14 protein-coding genes are annotated in these 20,456 nt (G+C 64.9%); 10 read left to right on the top strand and 4 right to left on the bottom strand.

Annotation, left to right across the window (positions count from 1 at the left end; all coding sequences use genetic code 11):
• The first annotated feature begins 60 nt into the window (after positions 1–60).
• The 4 genes from UNPA324_RS27235 to UNPA324_RS27220 all read left to right on the top strand — a co-directional run bounded on the left by UNPA324_RS27235 (position 61) and on the right by UNPA324_RS27220 (position 4,804).
• Positions 61–2,433 (top strand): exopolysaccharide transport family protein, encoded by a 2,373-nt coding sequence (locus UNPA324_RS27235; protein WP_141936854.1) that lies wholly within the window; start codon positions 61–63, stop codon positions 2,431–2,433.
• Positions 2,426–3,229: a WecB/TagA/CpsF family glycosyltransferase gene (locus UNPA324_RS27230; protein WP_141936852.1), complete on the top strand. Its 804-nt coding sequence runs from the start codon at positions 2,426–2,428 to the stop codon at positions 3,227–3,229. The genes UNPA324_RS27235 and UNPA324_RS27230 overlap by 8 nt, the downstream gene beginning before the upstream one ends.
• Before the next feature lie 19 nt (positions 3,230–3,248).
• Positions 3,249–4,241: a UDP-glucose 4-epimerase GalE gene (gene galE, locus UNPA324_RS27225; protein WP_128921645.1), complete on the top strand. Its 993-nt coding sequence runs from the start codon at positions 3,249–3,251 to the stop codon at positions 4,239–4,241.
• 221 nt (positions 4,242–4,462) lie between these two features.
• A complete protein-coding gene (locus tag UNPA324_RS27220) occupies positions 4,463–4,804 on the top strand; it encodes a hypothetical protein (RefSeq protein WP_141936850.1) in 342 nt (113 codons plus the stop codon).
• Here UNPA324_RS27220 and UNPA324_RS27215 read toward each other — a convergent pair.
• Entirely contained in the window at positions 4,778–8,893 is a 4,116-nt protein-coding gene (locus UNPA324_RS27215; RefSeq protein ID WP_181769530.1) for a sensor domain-containing phosphodiesterase, read from the bottom strand. The genes UNPA324_RS27220 and UNPA324_RS27215 overlap by 27 nt on opposite strands.
• A gap of 296 nt (positions 8,894–9,189) precedes the next feature.
• On the opposite strand from UNPA324_RS27215, the gene UNPA324_RS27210 reads away from it, so the two are divergent.
• From UNPA324_RS27210 to UNPA324_RS27200, 3 genes are read left to right on the top strand one after another with little or no spacing between them, the layout of a single operon-like run.
• Positions 9,190–10,242: an Ldh family oxidoreductase gene (locus UNPA324_RS27210; RefSeq protein ID WP_141936846.1), complete on the top strand. Its 1,053-nt coding sequence runs from the start codon at positions 9,190–9,192 to the stop codon at positions 10,240–10,242.
• Positions 10,243–10,261: 19 nt separating this feature from the next.
• On the top strand, positions 10,262–11,629 hold the full coding sequence (locus UNPA324_RS27205) for an LLM class flavin-dependent oxidoreductase (RefSeq protein WP_141936844.1): 1,368 nt from the start codon (positions 10,262–10,264) through the stop codon (positions 11,627–11,629).
• Positions 11,630–11,641: 12 nt separating this feature from the next.
• Positions 11,642–12,427 carry a fumarylacetoacetate hydrolase family protein gene (locus UNPA324_RS27200; protein ID WP_141936842.1) on the top strand — a complete coding sequence of 262 codons (786 nt, stop codon included), beginning with the start codon at positions 11,642–11,644 and terminating at the stop codon, positions 12,425–12,427.
• Between the two features lie 148 nt (positions 12,428–12,575).
• On the opposite strand, the gene UNPA324_RS27195 is transcribed toward UNPA324_RS27200, so the two are convergent.
• Together UNPA324_RS27195 and UNPA324_RS35345 are read right to left on the bottom strand one after the other, a co-directional pair.
• Positions 12,576–13,031, bottom strand: a complete 456-nt coding sequence (locus UNPA324_RS27195; RefSeq protein ID WP_128921651.1) for an Lrp/AsnC family transcriptional regulator — start codon at positions 13,029–13,031, stop codon at positions 12,576–12,578.
• Between the two features lie 13 nt (positions 13,032–13,044).
• Positions 13,045–13,185, bottom strand: coding sequence for a hypothetical protein (locus UNPA324_RS35345; protein WP_181769529.1), 141 nt, complete (start codon positions 13,183–13,185; stop codon positions 13,045–13,047).
• On the opposite strand from UNPA324_RS35345, the gene UNPA324_RS27190 reads away from it, so the two are divergent.
• The gene (locus tag UNPA324_RS27190) at positions 13,184–16,615 is read left to right on the top strand and encodes an indolepyruvate ferredoxin oxidoreductase family protein (protein ID WP_141936840.1); all 3,432 of its coding nucleotides are present in this window, start codon (positions 13,184–13,186) and stop codon (positions 16,613–16,615) included. The two genes, UNPA324_RS35345 and UNPA324_RS27190, sit on opposite strands and share 2 nt — an antisense overlap.
• A gap of 11 nt (positions 16,616–16,626) precedes the next feature.
• On the opposite strand, the gene UNPA324_RS27185 is transcribed toward UNPA324_RS27190, so the two are convergent.
• A complete protein-coding gene (locus UNPA324_RS27185) occupies positions 16,627–17,538 on the bottom strand; it encodes a LysR family transcriptional regulator (RefSeq protein ID WP_128921653.1) in 912 nt (303 codons plus the stop codon).
• Between the two features lie 138 nt (positions 17,539–17,676).
• Between UNPA324_RS27185 and UNPA324_RS27180 the strand changes: the two genes are divergently transcribed.
• Both UNPA324_RS27180 and UNPA324_RS27175 read left to right on the top strand, forming a co-directional pair.
• On the top strand, positions 17,677–18,828 hold the full coding sequence (locus UNPA324_RS27180; protein ID WP_141936838.1) for an HlyD family secretion protein: 1,152 nt from the start codon (positions 17,677–17,679) through the stop codon (positions 18,826–18,828).
• A gap of 4 nt (positions 18,829–18,832) precedes the next feature.
• Positions 18,833–20,443 (top strand): MDR family MFS transporter, encoded by a 1,611-nt coding sequence (locus UNPA324_RS27175; RefSeq protein WP_141936836.1) that lies wholly within the window; start codon positions 18,833–18,835, stop codon positions 20,441–20,443.
• The last annotated feature ends 13 nt before the right edge of the window (positions 20,444–20,456 follow it).

Below are 20,456 nucleotides of genomic sequence, written 5' to 3'. Positions count from 1 at the left end.
ATGGCGTCGAGCGAAGACTAACCCCTCAGCCTGCGGCATTTGGAATGAAAGCTGGGGATCATGCTTGACTACAACCAGCCGATCGATCGGGCGAGGTCCGAGCTCCCGCAACAGAGGTCTCAGGCCGGCTTCAACGTGTTGGAGCTCGCCAATTTGCTCTGGCGGCGCAAGATCGCGATTGCCGCGGCTGCCCTGCTCGGCGCAACGCTTGCCGTCACGATTGGCAAGAGCCTGACGCCTCGCTACACCGCCACCGCCCAGCTCTATGTCGATCCGCGCGAGCTTCAGCTTGTCGATCGCGAGCTGACGCCGCGCGCGCAGGACGTCTCCGGCATGTCCATGGTGGTGGAGAGCCAGGCGCGCCTGATCACCGCCAACAGCGTCCTGCTCAAGGTGATCCAGCAGGCGGGTCTCGACAAGGATCCGGAATTCGGCGGCGGCGACGGCAGGAGCCTGATGTCGTCGCTGCTCGGCCTGATCGGCCTTCAGCCTCCCGCGCCCTCCGCTGCGGCCAACAATGAGGTGCAGCTTGCGGCGCTGGAGGCGCTGAACAGGCACATCACGATCCGCAAGACCGAGAAGAGCTTCATCGTCGACATCGAGGTCTGGTCGACGGATCCGGCGAAGGCGGCGATGCTCGCCAACACGCTGACCAATGCCTACCTCGCCGAATCCCGCAACTCCCAGGCTTCGGCCGCACGGCGCGCCACCAACGATCTCTCCGGCCGCCTCAAGGAGCTGCGCGAGCGGCTGCGCAACGCCGAGACCGCGCTCGCCACCTACAAGGCCCAGAACAATTTCGTCGGCACCCAGGATGCGCTGATCAGCGACCAGCAGCTCTCCGCCAGCAACCAGCGGCTTTCCGCGGCGCGCGCGGCGACGATGGATGCCCAGGCGCGGCTCGACCAGATCGAGGCGAGCCGCCGTACCGCTGCCGATGCCGGCGCTATACCAGAAGCGTTGCAATCGCCGACCATTGCGAACCTGCGCGCGCAATATGCCGATGCACGCAAGAAGTATGCTGAGCAGGCCGGCGAGCTCGGCCCGCGCCATCCGGCGCTGCGCCAGACCGAAAAGCAGGTCGAGGACCTCAAGCGCACCATCAACGAAGAGATCGACCGCTTCGCCCAGTCCGCCAAGAACGACTTGACGCGCGCCCGCGACTTCGAAGCTTCGCTCAACCGGGCGCTGGAAGCGCAGAAGCGGCAGAGCGTCCAGCTCAGCCAGGCCGCCGTGCGCCTGCGCGAGCTGGAGCGCGAAGCCGATGCCAGCCGCGACGTCTACCAATCCTTCCTCAAGCGCTCGCGCGAAACCGAGGAGCAGGAGAGCCTGAACACCTCCGCGGCCCGCGTCATCGGCGAAGCGACCGTGCCGCAGCGGCGCTCGTTCCCGCCGGCGATGAGCCTGTTCGCCATGATCGGCTTCATCTTTGGCGCGCTTGCGGCCTCGAGCTGGTTCGTCGCGGCCGAGCTTCTGTTCGCCGGCGCAACCGCGCCGGTGCCCGCGCCAGCCCGCCGTGAACGCAAGCCGGTGCCGGAGACAACGCGCGCGCCCGAGGTTTCGCGGGCGCAGGAAGCTTCGCGGCCCGAGCAGCCGTCGCGGGCCGCCGAGGTCGCGCAGATCCCGCCCGAACTTGCCGCGCCGCCGCTGCAACCCGCGATGGTCGAAAATTCGTTGATCGAAAAGCCGCTGATCGCCCGCCTTCAGGAGGCCGACGTCATTCACACGCTCGGCGCCATTCTCACCACCGGCGGCGGCGGCGATCTCACCCGGCTGGGCTGGCCGACATTGCGGCCCGGCTTTCCCCTGACGAAGCTGCTCAACGCCTGGCGCGACATGCGCGCTGCCGCGGCCCGGCGTGCCGGCGACAAGACAATGCCCGTCATTGCGCTCGTCGGCGCTGGCGAGACCGCCGGGCGCAGCGTGAGCGCGCTGAACTTCGCGCTCGCGGCTGCGCGCGATGGCGCCCGCGTGCTGATGATCGACGCCGACCATCAGGCCCACGCGCTCTCGAACAAGGTCAGCCGTCCCGGCAGGAACGAACCGAGCAGGCTCGGCTGGCTCTCGATCGGCAGCAAGGCCGCACGCGAGATCAAGACGGTCAACGGCATTTCGGTGCTGCCGGCCGGCGAGGGCGATGCCGGCAAGGCCGCCGACGCGATCCGCAAGGCGATCGCGCAGGCGCGCGCCGCAGGCGGCTACGACCTCGTCATCCTCGACGGCCCTGCGATGCCGCTTCCTGCCGGCAGCCGCAAGCTGCTCGATGACACCGACGCGCTGGTGGCCGTGCTGCCGACCAGCCTCGACATCAACGACAGTCTCGAAGAAATCCTGGCCGCGCTCGGCCGCGCCGAGCGCAAGCTCGTCGGCGTCGTGCTCGACGAGCTCACCCCCGCAGTCGAAACGCGCCAGCGAGGCAGACAATATGCTTGAGCGCCGCGTCAACCTCGACGGACGGGCAGCAACTGCCGACGTGCCACGGATCACCGTCGGCGGGCTTCGCATGGCCGCGCTCGACCTGGAAGAGACCGCCGATTTCATGATCGAGGCGACCGATCCCGACAGTCGCATCGGCCGTCCGCTGTTCCTGACCTCGGCCAATGGCGAGGTGCTGGCGCGCTGCTCGACCGAACCGCAGACCGAGCGCCTGTTCCGTGCCGCCGATCTGATCAACGCCGACGGCCAGCCGCTGGTCGCCGCCTCGAAGCTGCAATCCTGGTTTCCGCTGCCGGAACGCGTTGCAACCACGGACCTGTTCCACGTCGTCGCGCGCAAGGCGGAGGCGCTGGGCCGCACCTTCTACATGTTCGGCGCCAGCGAGGCCGAGAACATCGCAGCGGTCGAAAACGTCCAGAAGATGTATCCGAACCTCAAGATCGTCGGGCACAGCCACGGTTATCTGCGTGGCGAAGCGCTACGCGCGAAGGTCGAGGAGATCAACGCGCTTGCGCCGGATTATCTGTGGGTTGCGCTCGGCGTGCCCAATGAGCAGGCATTCGTCGAGGAGTTCACGCCGCATCTCACCAATGTTGGCGTTATCAAGACATCCGGCGGCCTCTTCAACTTCTTGTCAGGCAGTCGTTCCCGCGCGCCGCAATGGATGCAAAAAATCGGGCTCGAATGGGCCTGGCGCACCTTGCTCGAGCCACGCCGCCTGCTCTGGCGCTATTTGACCACCAACCCCCGCGCGCTCTATCTTCTCTTCAGCCGCAACCGACCCCTCCGCTAAGAGAAGAGCACAAGACGATATGACCGACCGACCGACCGTCCTCGTCACCGGGGGCGCGGGCTATATTGGCTCGCATGCCTGCCGCGCATTGACCGCCGCCGGCTATCAGCCCGTCGTGTATGACAATCTCTCGACGGGTCATCGCAGTTTCGTCGCCGGCCCGCTGGTCACCGGCGATCTGCTCGACGGCCCGGTGCTGGCACGCGCCTTCGCCGATCACAACATCACTGCAGTGATGCATTTCGCGGCGGCGAGCCTTGTCGGGGAGTCCATGACCGACCCGCAGAAATATTACATCAACAACGTGCAAGGCACGCTGTCGCTGCTACAGGCGATGCGCAACGCAGGCTGCCATCGCATCGTGTTCTCCTCGACCGGCGCGGTCTACGGCAATGCCGATTCCAAGGAACTGCCGGAAGATTTTCCCTGCGCGCCGATCAACCCCTACGGCGCATCGAAATGGATGATCGAGCGGATGCTCGCCGATTACCGTTCAGCCTATGGCTTCGGCGCGTTCTGCCTGCGTTATTTCAACGCCAGCGGTGCCGATCCGGCCGGCGGCATCGGCGAACTGCGCGACAATGAAACCCATCTCATTCCCCGCGCCATGATGGCGTTGCAGGGCCACGTCGACTTCGCAGTGTTCGGCGACGATTACGACACGCCCGACGGAACCGCGATCCGCGACTACATTCACGTCACTGATCTTGCGGCGGCGCATGTCGCGGCCCTGAAGCTTCTGGAAGGCGGGCATGCCGGCGGCAGCTTCAATCTCGGCACCGGCTCCGGGTTCTCGGTGCGCCAGATCCTCGACGCCATCCGGCAGGAGACCGGGCGCGAAGTACCGCATACCGTCAAGCCGCGCCGCGCCGGCGATCCCACCTATCTGGTCGCGGATCCTTCTGCTGCGAGAAAGGTGCTGAACTTCGTGCCGCGTCATTCCGACCTGGCAACGGTGATCCGCACCGCCTGGGCCTGGCACCAGAAGGCGCATCCGTTCAGGCCACGTTAGCCAGCCATATTGCTCCTTGCCGGTGGGCACCTGCCGCCGCTAAAGAGAATGAAGAGACTATGACAACCGCGTCGGCCGCGTTTCTGGCCGTCGCGTGTTTGTGGTATGGCCGCCGATGGAAGCGGCATACGGCCTCCGAGAGACGCCGTTCTGCAAAGCTTCAAGACCACGACCGAGTGTGCGCATCGGCCTGCTTTCTGGCGGCAAGGAGCACGGAGCGAATGCATCAGGCCGCAAGCCTGCAATTCGAGCGCGTGGTGGACGAGTTCGCCTGTTGGCTCGCCGTGCCCGAGGAAGAGCGCTCGCCGGCGCCGGCCTGGTGGTGGGGACCCGCGATCGCAGTGCTCGACGTGCGCCAGCCGATGCCCGGTACGTGGTCGCATACGCTCGGCCTCGAAGACGGATCGACCTTTGCCGAGGGCGCGCGCCTGCTTCTCGCGCTGTTCGAGGACCAGACCTCGGTGTCTTGGCCTGAGGATTTTCCGCGCAAGGCGAAAAGCAAGGATGACGAGACTCGCGAACTGCACCCGCTGCCGTCAGACGACAGCGCGTTTCAGCCGTAACGCTGCGGCTTCGGTTGCGGCAAGGTCCTGCTCCGGCTGGAGCGGCGGCGCAACGGGCAGTGTCATCGGCCGCAGCAGTTCGGCCATCTGCCGCGCCGGCAGGGGCTTTGAGATGAGGAAGCCCTGCATCTCGTCGCAGCCATGGGCGCGCAGGAACGCCTCCTGCTCGGCGTTCTCGACGCCTTCGGCGACGACGGTCATGCCGAGCGCCTTGCCCATGCTGATGATCGCCTGTGCGATCGCCTGATCCTCCGAATCCTGCGGCAGGTCCCGCACGAAAGAGCGGTCGATCTTGATGGTGTCGATCGGGAAGTGCTTCATCAGCGACATCGACGAATAACCGGTGCCGAAATCGTCGATCGCGAGGCGAATGCCGCGGCTCTGGATGGCGTCGAGCACCTTGAGCGCGCGACCGACATTGCGCATCATCATGCTCTCGGTGACTTCGAGCTGGAGCAGCACCGGCGACATGCCGCTGGCCGCCAGCGCCTCGTCGACGTCCTGCAACAGATGCTCGTCGGCGAACTGCCGCGGCGACAAATTGACCGCCATCGACACCGGCAATAGGCCGCGGCGCTGCCAGGCCATGGCCTGCGCGCAGGCCTCGTTGAGCACCCAGCGGCCGATCGGCACGATCAGCCCGGTTTCCTCCGCCAGCGGAATGAACTGCGCCGGCGAGACGCTGCCGAGATCGGGATGCGTCCAGCGCAGCAATGCTTCCACGCCGGTGATCTGGCCGGTCTCCATCTCCACCTTGGGCTGGTAGTTCAGCGAGAGCTGCCCGCGCTCCAGCGCCCGGCGCAGCGCGCTCTCCAACGACAGCCTTTCGATCGACTGCGTCGTCACTTCCTTGGAGAAGAAGCGATAGCCGTTCTTGCCGTCTTCCTTGGCGAGATACATCGCCATGTCGGCGTTCTTGGTCAGCGTCTGCGCGTCGGAGCCATTGGCCGGATACATCGCGATGCCGATCGAAGCCGTGGTGTGGCACTCGTGCCCGGCCAGTTCCATGGGCTGGGCGAGTGCGGCCAGGAGCCCGGTCGCGATGCGCTGAACGTCGTCGATCTCGCCGCACTGATCGAGGATCACCACGAACTCGTCGCCGCCGAGCCGCGCCACCACGTCGCTTTCCCGCAGCGCGCCACGTAAGCGTTTCGCCACTTCGAGCAGAAGCAGGTCGCCGGCCTCGTGCCCCAGCGAATCGTTGATGACCTTGAAGCGGTCGAGATCGATGAACAGCACCGCAAAACGGTGATCGTGACGCTCTGCCGCGTCGATCGCCTCGCGCAAGAGCCCGTTGAAGGTCTCGCGGTTCGGAAGGTCCGTCAGGCTGTCATGCGAGGCGAGGTACTCGATCCGTTCGTCCGCCTCGTTCTTGGCGTCGGCGCGATCGAAGTTCTCCACCGCAAAGGACACGTTGTCGGCGAGACGCTGCAACAGCTCGACGAACTCGGCCGTGAAGGTCGCCGGTTCGGTCGACATGTAGATCATGACGCCGACGGCCTGGTCGTGCACGATGAGCGGAAACGCCGCGCCTGAGCGCGCCCCGTCGTTGCGGACGATGGCATGGAAGGCACTCACGCGCTGGTCGTTGAGATAGTCGTTGCTGATGCAAGGCTGGCGCGTGCGGAACGCCGTGCCGCTCATCCCGCGCCCTTCGGGCCGCTCGGGATCGATGGAGAGACGGACGTTGCGCGTGGTGTCGGAGGACGGGCCTGCGCTGGCCACGATTTCCAGCTGATCGCTGTCGGCCTTGGCCAGGGCGATGGTGGTCGAGGTGAACTTGGCGCCGTTCGAGGCCGCAAGGCATACCAGGTCGAACAACTCGGCGCGCGACTTCGCTCGCATGATCGCCTCGTTGGTCGCGCTCAGGGCCGCGAACATGCGCCTCAACCGCTCCTTCTGCGCCTCGGTGCGCGCCTTTTCCTCGGCACGCTCGAAATTGTCGAGCGCGAACGAGACGTTTTCGGCAAGACGAGCCAGCAGCTCGACCAGATCCGGCGTGAATGTATCCTCCGCCGGCGCAAGGAACAGCAGGATGCCGATCGGCTTCTGGCCGTCGCGCAGAAGCGGGAAGCTGGCAGCCGCGCGGGTTCCGTCCTCGACGGCCTTGGAGTGCCAGTGTGCCGAGCGGGGGTCGTGCATATAGTCGTTGATGACGCTCGGCCGGCACGTCCGCACCGAAGTTCCGATGATTCCCTGGCCTTCGGGATGGTCTGGGGAAATCGCACAGGTGCGCCCGACCATTCGCTCCTGGAGCCGTCCCTTCACGGCGACGACCCGAACCAACTCGCATGTCTCGTCGATGATTCCAATCGTCGCCGAGGCGAACATGCCACCCAGCACGGCCGCCTGACATGCGACGTCGAACAGCTCCTCGCGAGTCTCGGCGCGCATGATGGCTTCGTTGGTGGCGCTCAACGCCGCGAACATGCCGCTCAGCCGGTCTCGCTGCTTGTCGGCCCTCGCCTTCTCCTCGGCGCGGTCGAGATTTCCGATGGCGAAGGACACGTTGCGGGCAAGACGTTCCAGCAGCTCGATCAGCTCGGGCGTGAACGCGCCTATCTCGAGGGAATTGAACAGGAACACGCCCTCGGTGCGATCGCCGTTGAGCAACGGCAGCGCAGCGGAGGATTTGACGCCGGTGCGGCGCGCGCTGTCATGCCACGGCTTGAGGCGATCATCGGTCAGCAGGTCGTTGGTCAAGCACGGCTTTCTGGTGCGGAAGCAGATGCCGGTCAGGCCTCGTCCTTCCGGCACCCTGTCCGTCGTTGCAAATTTGAGCCTGCGCACTTCATCGGAATTGGGTCCTGCGGAGGCGACGACGCGCAGCAGCTCGGAGGCTGGCTCTGTGAGCGCGATCGTGGCCGAGCCGAACTTGCCGCCCTGCACGGACGCTTCGCAGACGAGATCGAACAGCTCGGCACGCGATGTCGCCCGGATGATCGCTTCGTTGGTGGCGCTCAGCGCGGCGTACATGCGCGCCAGCCGCTCTTCCTCCGCCGCAATTTTGGCGTTCTGGGACTCGCGATCGAAATTGTCGAGAGCAAAGCAGACGTTTTCGGCGATCCGCAGCATCAGCGCGACGACTTCTTCGTCCTTGGCCCAGGACCGGCTGATGAAGGACAGCATGACGCCGACGCTCTGACCATGCTTGATCAGAGGAGCGGCGACGCAGGCGGCAACGCCGGAATTGATGTTGGCTTGCTCCCACGCCGTCCCCTTGGTGCGGCGGGGCAGATCGTCTTCCAAGCACGGTTTCTGCGAGCGGAATACCTCACCTGAAATTCCGCGGCCATACGGATTTGCCGGATCGACCGAGTACCGGGTTCGAGCAACCAGTTCCAGGTTCTGGCCGGTACCCGCAACAGGCTTCAGCCAATCGGAATCCGGCTCCTTCAGCAAAATGAAGGTCGAGAGGGATTTGCCCCCGTGAACGGAGGCATCGCAGACGAGCTGATACAGCTCCTGCTCGGTCTTGGCGCGCAGGATTGCCTCGTTGGTGGCGCTGATGGCCCCGAACATGCGGTTAAGCCGCCGCGTCGCCCGTTCGCTGCGCTGTTGCGCGGTTGCGCGCGCGAAATTGTCCAGGGCGTAGGAAATGTTGGCCGACATCCGCTCGAACAGCGAGACCATCTGGTCGTCCAGCGAATTGGGCTCGCTGCGGGTCACCAACAGCACGCCGACACACTTGCCGTTGCAAAGCAGCGGCAGGGCCGCGGCCGCACCGATATCAGCCGAAGCCGCGCCCTCGCGCCACGCCAGCGAGCGCGGATCGTTCAGATAATCGTTGCTGATGCACAGCTTGTGCTCGCGAAACGCCTCGCCTCCGACGCCCGAGCCCTCGGGGGTGCCGGCTTCCGTCGTGATCAGGATCGAGCTCAGTCGCGGAATGTCGTCGCCGCAGCCGGCCGCAAAGCACAGCCGCCGGCCGTCCGGTTCGACCAGGAACACGGCGACCGCCAAGAAGTCCCCGCTCGAAAACCCGGCGTCGCAGACCTTCTGGTACAGCTCGTCCGGCGATTTCGCGTAGAGGATCGCTTCGTTGATGGCGCTCAACGCCGCAAAGGTGCGCGCGAGTGTCGTCGGCACGATCTCAGCTCCCGGGCATTCTGCCTGTTTCTCCCGGGTGACTTTATGAATGGCCATCGCCTAAGTGGTCGTTATTGCGCGCTGCAAACCGTCGATCAAAGTGAACGAGCTGCGAACGAGGTGCGGCAAACTGCCGGAAATACCGTCGTGCGGCACGGGCCTTCGACCAAAGGCGCGTTCTCTTTACGAATTTGCAGCCCTGTATTGGTTTACGGGAGATTGATATCGCCGCCGCGCTTTGAGACGATGGCTTTAACAACCAGCGCCCGCCAAGGGCACGAACCTCGGGGAACGCCATGCCGATCGTCAAGGCCGATCGCCTCACGCGCGTCAGCGCCGCCCTGCTCCGCGCCGCCGGAGCCACCGAGGAAGAGGCCGACGCCGTTGCGGTCGGCTGCGTCAACGCCAATCTCGCCGGCCACGATTCCCACGGCATCATCGCCGTTCCCACCTATATCGACCGCATCAAGGCCGGCCATATCGTTCCCGGCGCCAAATGGACCATCGTCCAGGAATCGCCGACCACGACCGTGATCGACGGCCATTGGGGTTTTGGCTTCCACGTCAACGCCAAGGCGATGGCGCTGACGATCGAGAAGGCGAAGACGGCGAACGTCGCGGCGTGCACGGTGTTCCGGCAGAGCCATGTGGGCCGGCTCGCCGCCTATCCGCTGATGGCGATGCGCGAGGGCATGATCGGGATCGCGACGGCGGATTCCGGCCGCTCGCCGAAGCACGTGGCGCCGTTCGGGGGCAAGGAGGCGCGGCTCGGCACCAACCCGATCTCGATCGCGGTGCCGTCCGATCTCGACGCGCCGTTCTATCTGGATATGGCGACCTCGGCGGTCGCGGCCGGCAAGATCCAGCTTGCGGTTGCGCGGGGCGAGGAAATCCCAACGGGATGGATCATCGACGCCGAGGGACGGCACACCACCGATCCCACGCAATATCGCAAGGGCGGCGCGCTGCTGCCGCTCGGCGGCACCGAGGGCTACAAGGGTAGCGGCCACGCCGCCATGGTCGAGGTGCTGTGCGGCTTGCTCACCGGTCTCGGCTTCGGCGTCGAACCGACGGGGCGACACAATGACGGCTGCTTCATGGCGGCGTTCAACGTCGCCGCGTTCCGCCCGCTGAAGGAGTTCAAGCGCGAGGTCGCCGAGTTCGCGCATTATCTGAAATCGACGCCGCCGTCCGAGGGCAGCAAAGGCGTCTACTATCCCGGGGAGATCGAGGGCCTGCGCGAGCAACAGCGCCTGCGCGACGGCATCGAGATCGAGGATGCCACCTGGGAAAAACTGCGCGCGCTGGCGCGGGAATACCGGCTCGACACCGTGCTCGATCTGGCCTGACGGAATGGAGAACAGCAGCATGACGCGACAGATGGTCCTGGTCGGCTTCCTCCAGGCGCAGAACTGCACCAACTTGCCGAGTTCCTGGCGGCATCCGGACTCGCGCGAGGATTCGATGTCGGCGGACTATTATCAGGAGATCGCCAGAATTCTCGAAGCCGGCAAGTTCCATATGGCCTTCTTCGACGATCGCCTGGCGATGCCGGACCGCTATGGCAACGACCACGCCCATACCGTCGAATACGGCATCCGCTGCGTGAAGATGGATCCGCTGATCGTGCTGACCACGATGGGCATGGTCACCGAGAAGCTCGGACTTGGTGCGACCTGCTCGACCACCTATTACGAACCCTTCGACGTCGCGCGCCGCTTCGCAACGCTCGATCTGATGTCAGGCGGACGCGCGGGCTGGAACGTCGTGACCTCGCTCAACGACGGCGAAGCCCTCAACATGGGCCGGGATTCGCATCCCGAGCACGATTCCCGCTACGACCGCGCCGACGAGTTCATGGAGGTCGTGCTCGGTCACTGGGACACCTGGGAGGACGGCGCGCTCATCATGGACAAGCAAAGCGGCCGCTTTGCCGATCCGAGCAAAGTGAAGCGGCTCGATCACAAGGGACCGGCATTCAAGTCGCGCGGGCCGTTCACCGTACCGCGCTCGCAACAGGGCCATCCCGTGATCATCCAGGCCGGCGCCTCGGGCCGCGGCCAGCGCTTTGCGGGGCGATGGGGCGAGGTGATCTTCACGGCCGCGCGCAATCTCGCCGGGGCCAAGGAGGGCTACGCGGCCGTACGCAACGAGGCCGCCAAAGCCGGCCGCGATCCCGACCAGATGCTCCTCTGCAATCTGACGACGCCGGTCTGCGCCGCGACCAAGACCGAGGCCGAGGACAAGATGGCCCTAATCAACAAGCTGCCGCTGCAGATCGACGCGCTGTCGCTGCTTGCCGAAGCGCTCAACTACGACTTCGCCTCCAAGGATCTCGACGAGCCGCTGACGACGGACGAGCTGAAGAGCATGCAAGGTATCCTGGGCATCCGCGATGGCGTGCTGAAGAATTCGGGCAAGAGCAACCCGAGCGCGCGTGACTTCGTCACCTTCTCCGGCCGCGGCCAGGTCCAGGACGCCATGGTCGGCGGCCCCAAGGAGATCGCGGACAAGCTGGAGGAAATGTTCGTCGAGCGTGGCTGCGACGGCTTTGTCATCGCCGCAACCTACGTGCCCGGCTCCTACACCGATTTCGTCCGGCATATCGTGCCGGAACTGCAACGCCGCGGCCTGTTCCAGAGGGACTATCGCGGCAAGACGCTGCGGGAGAATCTCGGGCTCAAGCGGCCGGCGGCCGGCGCCTGGAAGGTGCAGCCGCGCGATGCCGCGGAATAACGAGGACAGACCATGCGCTGGCTGAAATTTACCGCCGCGGGCAAGACCTCGTGGGGGCTCGTCGAGGGCGATCAGGTCATCGCGGTCGATGGCGATCCCTTCAGCGAATGGCAGCGCACCTCGCGCGCGCATTCGCTGTCGCACGTAAAGTTCGAGCTGCCGCTGATCCCCCGCACCTTCTATTGCGTCGGCCTGAACTATCTGAAGCACCTGAAGGAAGCCGCCGACAAGCGCGGCGAGGTGCCGGCCGTGCCCGACCGTCCCGAGATCGGCTACCGCGCCCAGAACGCGCTGATCGCACATGTCGAGGACGTCATGATCCCGTCCTTTGCGACGGAGAAGATCCATTACGAGGGCGAGCTTGTCGTCGTCATCGGCAAGAAGGTGAAGCATCTCACCAAAGAGAACGCGATGGATTGCGTGTTCGGCTACACCATCGGCAACGACGTCAGCGAGCGAAGTTGGCAGAAGGCAGACCGCAGTCTGTGGCGTTCGAAGAACGCCGACACGTTCAAGCCGATGGGTCCATGGATCGAGACCGAGGCCGACCTCGACAAGATGGAAACAATCGTCCGGGTCAACGGCAAGGAGACCAACCGCTTCGCGACCGGCGACATGATTTTCGGCGTGGTGCCGTTCCTGGTCGAGCTGACGAAGTATTTTACTCTATGGCCCGGCGACGTGATCTGGATGGGCACGGACGGCGCATCGCCCGATATCAAGCACGGCGATGTCGTGGAGATCGAGATCACGGGCGTCGGGACATTGCGCAACAGGTTTGTGCGGGAGGGGCGGTAGCAGCCTCAGCACCCGTGCCGTAGGGTGGGTTAGCCCTGGAGATGCGCGAAGCGCATCTGCTTGGCGTAACCACCTCGTCAGCTTTCCGCGGAGACATCGATGGTGGGTTACGCCTTCGGCTAACCCACCCTACGGCACTTCCCGTGTCTCAAAACGGCAGCGCCACGCTCGCCTTGATCTCCTTCAACACCACGTTGCTGCGGACATAGCGGATGCCGGGGATGCGAAACATGAACTCGTCGAGGAAGCGATTGTAGGCCGCCATGTCCTTCACGACGACGCGCAGATGATAGTCAGCATCACCCGTGGTCGCAAAGCACTCCAGCACCTCGCGCCGCTTGATCACACGCGCGACGAATTCGTCAACGAACTTGGCGTCGTGCCGCTCCAGCGAGACGTGGAGGATGGCCGACATCGCAAAGCCCGCCTGTTCGCGCGCGACCAAAGCCGCATAGCCCTGAATGACGCCAGCCTCCTCCAGCGCGCGCACCCGTCGCCAGCAGGCGGAGGTGGACATGCCGACCTCGTCCGCCAGTTGCTGGTTAGTGGCTCGGCCGTCCTTCTGAAGGTGGGCGAGAATCCGGGTGTCCTGGTCTTCGATCATGGGATCTCACAATTCAGTCAAATCTACCAAATTTCGCCGCATCGCGCAAAACCTTACCAGAAATCGGCTTCCAATCGAATACATAGGTAAGAACTACCAGCACCCCGGGCATACCCTTCCACCATTCGGCAGGGTGCCGGGCGAGGTCTGCCATGGACGCCATCCCATCACTCGATGCTTACGAGCTTTCCGACCGCTATGACCGCGAGGAGGGCCGCGTCTTCCTCACGGGCACGCAGGCCATCGTCCGCATCGCGCTCGACCAGGTCAGGCGCGACCGTGCGGCCGGCCTCAACACCGCCGGCTTCATCTCCGGCTATCGCGGCTCGCCGCTCGGCGGCATCGATCTCGAGCTGTGGCGCATCCAGGACCGGCTGACGCGGGACCGCATCGAGTTCCTGCCGGCCGTCAACGAGGATCTCGCGGCGACCGCGGTGCTCGGCTCGCAGCAGGTCGAGACGCAAGGCGATCGCGAGGTCGATGGCGTCTTCGGGCTCTGGTACGGCAAGGGACCCGGCGTCGATCGTTCCGGCGATGCGCTCAAGCACGGTAATGCCTACGGCTCCTCGCCGCACGGCGGCGTGCTGGTCGTCGCGGGCGACGACCACGGCTGCGTCTCTTCCTCGATGCCGCACCAGTCCGACGTTGCCTTCATGAGCTGGTTCATGCCGACGCTGCATCCGGCCAGCGTCAGCGAGTATCTGGAGTTCGGCGAGTATGGCTACGCGTTGAGCCGCTTCTCCGGCATGTGGGTCGGCTTCAAGGCGATCTCGGAGATCGTGGAGTCAGGCGCCTCCGTCGCGCTGCGGCCGCCGCGCGCCTTCCGCACGCCGGACTTCACGCCTCCGGCCGGCGGCCTGCACTATCGCTGGCCCGATTTGCCGGGTCCGCAGATCGAGGAGCGGCTGGAGGCGAAGAAGCACGCGGTCTACGCCTTCGCCAAGGCCAATCCGATCGACCGTCACGTCTACGACATTCCGGACGCCACCTACGGCATCGTCACCACGGGCAAGGCTCATCTCGATCTGATGGAGGCGCTGCGATTGATGGGCCTCGACGAGGCCGCCTGCCGCCGCATCGGCATCGACGTCTACAAGGTCGGCATGGTCTGGCCGCTGGCGCTGCACGACGCCATGGCCTTCGTGAAAGGCAAGCGCGAGATCCTCGTGGTCGAGGAGAAGCGCGGCATCATCGAGAGCCAGTTCAAGGAGTATTTTTACGACTATCCCGGCAGCAAGCCCGAGCGCATGGTCGGCAAGCACGACGAAACCGGGGCAAGGCTGATCTCCTGGATCGGTGAATTGTCGCCGCGTGCTCTGGCGGGCGTACTGGCGCGCCGGCTCGATCCGATGTTTCCCGGTCTCAATCTCGCCGCGCGCGCAGCCGCCCTGATGCCGGAGGCCGCACGCACCATCAACGTCCCGGGCGCAACGCGCACGCCCTATTTCTGCTCGGGTTGCCCGCACAACACGTCGACCAAGGTGCCCGAGGGATCGAAGGCGCTGGCCGGCATCGGCTGCCATTTCATGGCAAGCTGGATGGACCGGGAGACCTCGTCGCTGATCCAGATGGGCGGTGAAGGCGTGAACTGGGCAGCTTCGTCGAGATTCACCGGCCGCAAGCACATCTTCCAGAACCTCGGCGAAGGCACCTACTACCATTCCGGCTCGATGGCGATCCGGCAGGCGATCGCGGCCAGGGCCAACATCACCTACAAGATCCTGTTCAACGATGCCGTGGCGATGACAGGTGGCCAGCCGGTCGACGGTCCCATCAGCGTCCATGCCATCGCGCACAGCGTCCGCGCCGAAGGTGTGGCGCGCATCGCGCTGGTGTCGGATGATCCCGCACAGTTCTCGCCCGCCGACCTGCCAGCCGGCGTCACCATCCATCCGCGCGAGGAGATGGATGCCGTGCAGCGCGAGCTGCGCGATATCCCCGGCGTCTCGGTCCTGATCTATCAGCAGACCTGCGCCACGGAGAAGCGGCGCCGCCGCAAGCGCGGGCAGATGGCCGACCCCAAGCGCTTCGCCTACATCAACGATCTCGTCTGCGAAGGCTGCGGCGACTGCTCGGTGGAATCCAACTGCCTCAGCGTCGAGCCGAAGGAGACGCCGTTCGGTCGCAAGCGGCAGATCAATCTGTCGACCTGCAACAAGGATTTTTCCTGTCTCAACGGTTTCTGCCCGAGCTTCGTCACCGTCGAAGGTGCAACGCGCCGGAAGAAGGCCGCAAGCCAGATCGGCGCCGTCGGCCACGCGGCCGCGCTTGCCCTGCCCTCCTCGGTATCGCTCGACCGGCCCTACGATCTGCTCGTGACCGGCGTCGGCGGCACCGGCGTGATCACGGTCGGTGCACTGATCGGCATGGCCGCACATCTCGAACGCCGCGGCGTCTCGGTGCTGGACTTCACCGGCTTTGCGCAGAAGTTCGGACCCGTGCTGAGCTATATCCGGATCGCATCAAGGCCCGAGGCCCTGCACCAGGTGCGCATCGACCAGGGCGCGGCCGATGCGCTGATCGGTTGCGATCTGGTCGTCAGCTCTTCGGCAAAGGCGTCCGGCACCTACCGCCGTGGCACGCGCGCCGCGGTCAATACCGCGGAGATGCCGACCGGCGACGTCGTTCGCTTCCGCGACGCCGATCTCGCCTCCGCCGCCCGCCTGCGCGCGATTGGCCGGGTCATCGGCGAGCACGATCTCGGCACGATCAATGCCAACGCGCTGGCCGAACGGCTGCTCGGCGATGCCGTCTATGCCAACATCATCATGCTCGGCTTTGCCTGGCAGCGCGGGCTGGTCCCGATTTCGTTGCAGGAGCTGTTGCGCGCGATCGAGCTCAACGGCGTCGCGGTCGAACGCAACAAGCAGGCGTTTGCCTGGGGGCGGATTGCGGCTTCCGATCCCGACTTCCTGCCGAAGGTGCCGGAAGCGCCGGAGGTCGAGACGCTCGACCAGATTATCGACCGTCGCGCCGACTTTCTCACCGCCTATCAGGACAGCACCTATGCGGCACGCTACCGAAGGACAATCGCCAGGGTTCGCAGTGCCGAGGCTGCCCTGAACAGCGCGGCTCTGACCGAGGCCGTCGCACGCGCCCTGTTCAAGCTGATGGCCTATAAGGACGAATACGAGGTCGCACGCCTGCACATGCAAAGCGGCTTCCTCGACGAGCTGAAGCGCGAATTCGAGGATGGCTTCAGCGTCCAATATCACCTCGCCCCGCCATTCCTTCCCTCGGAGCGCGACGCACGAGGACGTCCGCGCAAACGCGCTTTCGGCCAGTGGATCCAGATGCCGCTCGCCATGCTCGCGCGCTTGAAGGGGCTCCGCGGAACGCCGTTCGATCCGTTCGGCTACACCCGGGAACGGCGCACCGAGCGCGAACTGATCGCGTGGTATGAAGGCCTGATCGAACGGATATTGGGCGAGCTCGATGCGGCGTGTCTTCCGGCTCTCGTTGCGATTGCAAAGGCGCCGATGGAGATCCGCGGCTATGGCCCGGTGAAAGAGGCCGCGATCGCATCGGTGAAGACGGAGGTCGAATCCCTTCTGGCAAGGCCGGTCACAGCCAGGGCCGCCTGACAGCAGCCCTCTCACGAATAGGGATTGATCAGCTTCTGCTGCTCAGCGCTGTGATCGACGAGCATGTCGATGAAAGTCCTGACTTTTGCGGACAGATGGTGGCGATGCGGGTAGACCGCGTTCATGGACAGCTCGACGGTCCGATAGTCCGGCAATAGCCGTACGAGCCGACCCGATTCGAGATCGTCCTGAACGAGAAACCCAGCCATCAGGCATACGGCGCCCCCCGCTAGCGCGACTTTCCGCAGCGCTTCCCCGCTATTTGTCACGAAGCTGCCCGAGATGCGCACGGAGGCCGGCGTGCCTTTGCGATCGAGAAAGCGCCATTCGTCACCAAATGGATAGTTCAAGTGCCGACCGCAATTATGCCCGGAGAGCTCGTCGAGCGTCTGCACGCGGCCGTGCCTTTCGAGATAATCGTGCGAGCAGCACAGCACGTGGCGCCAGGTGGCAAGGCTTCGCACGATCAGGCTGGAATCCCGCGGCTGAGTCATTCGCAGGGCTACGTCATACCCTTCCTCGATGAGGTCGACATCAGCCTCCCCCATGCGCAAATCCACCTTGAGCTCCGGATAAGTCGACAGCAGTTGCGCCACGACAGGCGCAACAAACGGTACCATGTGCGTGGCGACATGGATGCGCAGCGTACCGCGAGGCAAGGACTGCAATTCGCTCGCGATGTCGTCGGCTTGCCCGAGATCGGCAAGGATTTGCGTGGCGCGATCGTAATAGGCCTGGCCGACCTCGGTGAGACTTACCTTTCGCGTGGTGCGGTTCAGCAACCGCACGCCGAGGCGGTCCTCCAGCGCCTGGACGTGGTTGCTCACCATGGTGGTCGACATGTCGAGCCGGCGAGCGGCGGCCGAGAAGCCACCGTTTTCGACGACCCGGACGAAGGCGGTGAGACTGGTGAAGCGATCCATGATCTGAAGCCCCGATTATCCGCTATTACTGGATAATGCTTCCACTTTTTACCGGATTATCACAAGGCGCGGGACAGCGCATTTTACCGGCATCACATACGTGCCGCCGGACGGACGTAGGAATATCCGAGGATACCCATGTCAAACGCCTCTTATGTCGCTGAAACTAATAAGAAAATCACCCTCCGCCCGTCCCGTCAGGCGATTCAGCGAGTGGCGCTCGGCCTCGCCTTGGCGCTCGCGATCACGACCGCCGGCCACTACGGCTACGAATATTGGAGGACGGGCCGCTACCTCGAATCCACCGACGACGCCTATGTGAAGGCGGACTCCACGATCATCGCGCCCAAGGTTTCCGGCTATGTCGCGAAGGTGCTCGTCGGCGACAACGAGAAGGTCAGGGCAGGCCAGACGCTGGCCAAGATCGACGACCGCGACTTCAAGACGGCGCTCGACCAGGCGAGGGCCGACGTCGCCGCCTCCGAAGCGTCGGTGCGCAATATCGACGCCCAGCTCGAACTGCAGCAGCCGGTCATCGCGCAGAGCACGGCCGACGTAACCGCGGCGGACGCCAATCTGAAATTCGCGCAGGAGGAGCGCGCCCGCTACGACGATTTGATGAAGTCGGGCTCCGGCACGATCCAGCGCGCGCAGCAGACCGACGCGGCGCTGCGTGCGAGCAGCGCGCAGTTGCAGCACGCCAAGTCCGGCCTCGTCGCCGCGCAGCGCAAGATCGACGTGCTCACCACCCAGCGCGCGCAGGCAACAGCCCAGCTCGAACGCGCCCGCACGGTCGCGCAGCAGGCGGCGCTGAACCTGTCCTATACCGAGATCACCGCGCCGGTCGACGGCACGGTCGGCGCCCGGAGCTTGCGGATCGGCCAATACGTCCAGGCCGGCACGCAGTTGATGGCGGTGGTGCCGCTCGATGCGGTCTATGTCGTTGCGAACTTCAAGGAGACCCAGCTCACGCATGTGCGCCCCGGCCAGCCGGTCGAGCTGCACGTCGACAGCTTCCGCAACAAGACGCTGCGCGGCCATGTCGACAGCCTGTCGCCGGCAAGCGGACTCGAATTCGCGCTGCTCCCGCCGGATAACGCCACCGGCAATTTCACCAAGATCGTGCAGCGCGTTCCTGTGAAGATCGTGCTCGACGACCACAGCCTCACCGGCCTGCTGCGCCCCGGCATGTCGGTCGTGCCGACCGTCGACACCAAGCAGGCGATGCTGGCCGAGCGCGAGACGGAAAAGCGCCTCGCCGACAACACCTCCCGCGCCAACGGGGGCTGAAGCCATGAGCACGCTCCAACCGACCGTCAACGCCGCTGCCGGCTTCTCCGCCCCTGCTGCGCCCGCGGCGCCGGCGGTGTCCGCCAAAACCTGGATCGCGGTGATCGGCGCCACACTCGGCGCCTTCATGGCGGTGCTGAACATCCAGATCGTCAACGCCTCGCTCGCGGACATCCAGGGTGCGATTGGGGCTGGCATCGACGACGGCGGCTGGATCTCGACCTCCTATCTGATCGCCGAGATCGTGGTGATCCCGCTCTCCGGCTGGCTCGCACAGGTATTCTCGATCCGGATCTACCTTCTCACCAATGCGACCCTGTTCCTGTTGCTGTCGGCGGCCTGCGCGCTGGCACAGGACCTGCCGCAGATGATCGTGCTGCGGGCCGTGCAGGGATTCACCGGCGGCGTTCTGATTCCGATGGCGTTCACGTTGATCATTACGCTGCTGCCACGCGGAAAGCAGCCGGTCGGTCTTGCGCTGTTCGCGCTGTCCGCGACGTTCGCCCCCGCGATCGGCCCGACCATCGGCGGCTATCTCACCGAGAATCTCGGCTGGGAGTACATCTTCTACGTCAACCTCGTCCCCGGCGCGGTCATGATCGGCATGCTTTGGTATGCACTCGAGGCGAAGCCGATGAAGCTGTCGCTCCTGCGCGAGGGCGACTGGGCCGGCATCGTCACCATGACGATCGGGCTGTCGGCGCTGCAAACCGTGCTGGAGGAAGGCAACAAGGACGACTGGTTCGGCTCGCCGTTCATCGTCAAGCTCAGTGTGATCGCGGCCGTTGCACTGACCGCCTTCCTGATCATCGAGCTGACGGTGAAGAAGCCGCTGCTCAATCTGCGCCTGCTCGTCCGCCGCAATTTCGGCTTCGGCATGCTCGCGAACTTCCTGCTCGGCATCGCGCTATACGGCTCGGTCTTCATCCTGCCGCAATATCTGTCGCGCATCCAGGGCTACAACGCCGAGCAGATCGGCATGGTGCTGGCCTGGACCGGATTGCCGCAACTCGTGCTGATCCCATTGGTGCCGCGTCTGATGCAGAAATTCGATGCACGACTCGTGATCGGCGTCGGCTTCGTGCTGTTCGCGGCATCCAACTTCCTGAACGTCTATATGACCAACGACTACGCCGCCGATCAGCTGCTGTGGCCCAACGTCGTCCGCGCGATCGGCCAGGCGCTGGTGATGGCGCCGTTGTCCGCGGTCGCAACCGCGGGCATCGAGCCGGAGAACGCGGGCTCGGCCTCCGGACTGTTCAACATGATGCGCAATCTCGGCGGCGCCGTCGGCATCGCGCTGCTGCAAACGGTCCTGACCAAGCGCGAGCAGTATCATTCCAACGTGCTGATGCAGTCGGTCTCGGCGTTCGAGCAGGCCACCCGCACCCGGCTGGAACAATTGACGCAATATTTCGTCAATCACGGCGTTCTCGACCGTGCAGACGCCGCGCATCGTGCCTATGTCGCGATCGGCCATACCGTGCAGAAGCAGGCGTATATCCTCGCCTTCAGCGACACTTTCTATCTGCTCGGTATGGCGCTGATCGTCGCGCTCACCGCGGTCCTGTTCCTGAAGAAGCCCGGCCAGACCTCGGCCGGCGGTGCCCACTGACGTCAGCCCAGCC

Origin of the sequence: Bradyrhizobium sp. UNPA324 (assembly GCF_006658635.1) — a bacterium.
Taxonomy (GTDB): domain Bacteria; phylum Pseudomonadota; class Alphaproteobacteria; order Rhizobiales; family Xanthobacteraceae; genus Bradyrhizobium; species Bradyrhizobium nanningense.
This window is presented reverse-complemented; position numbering and strand designations above follow the sequence as displayed.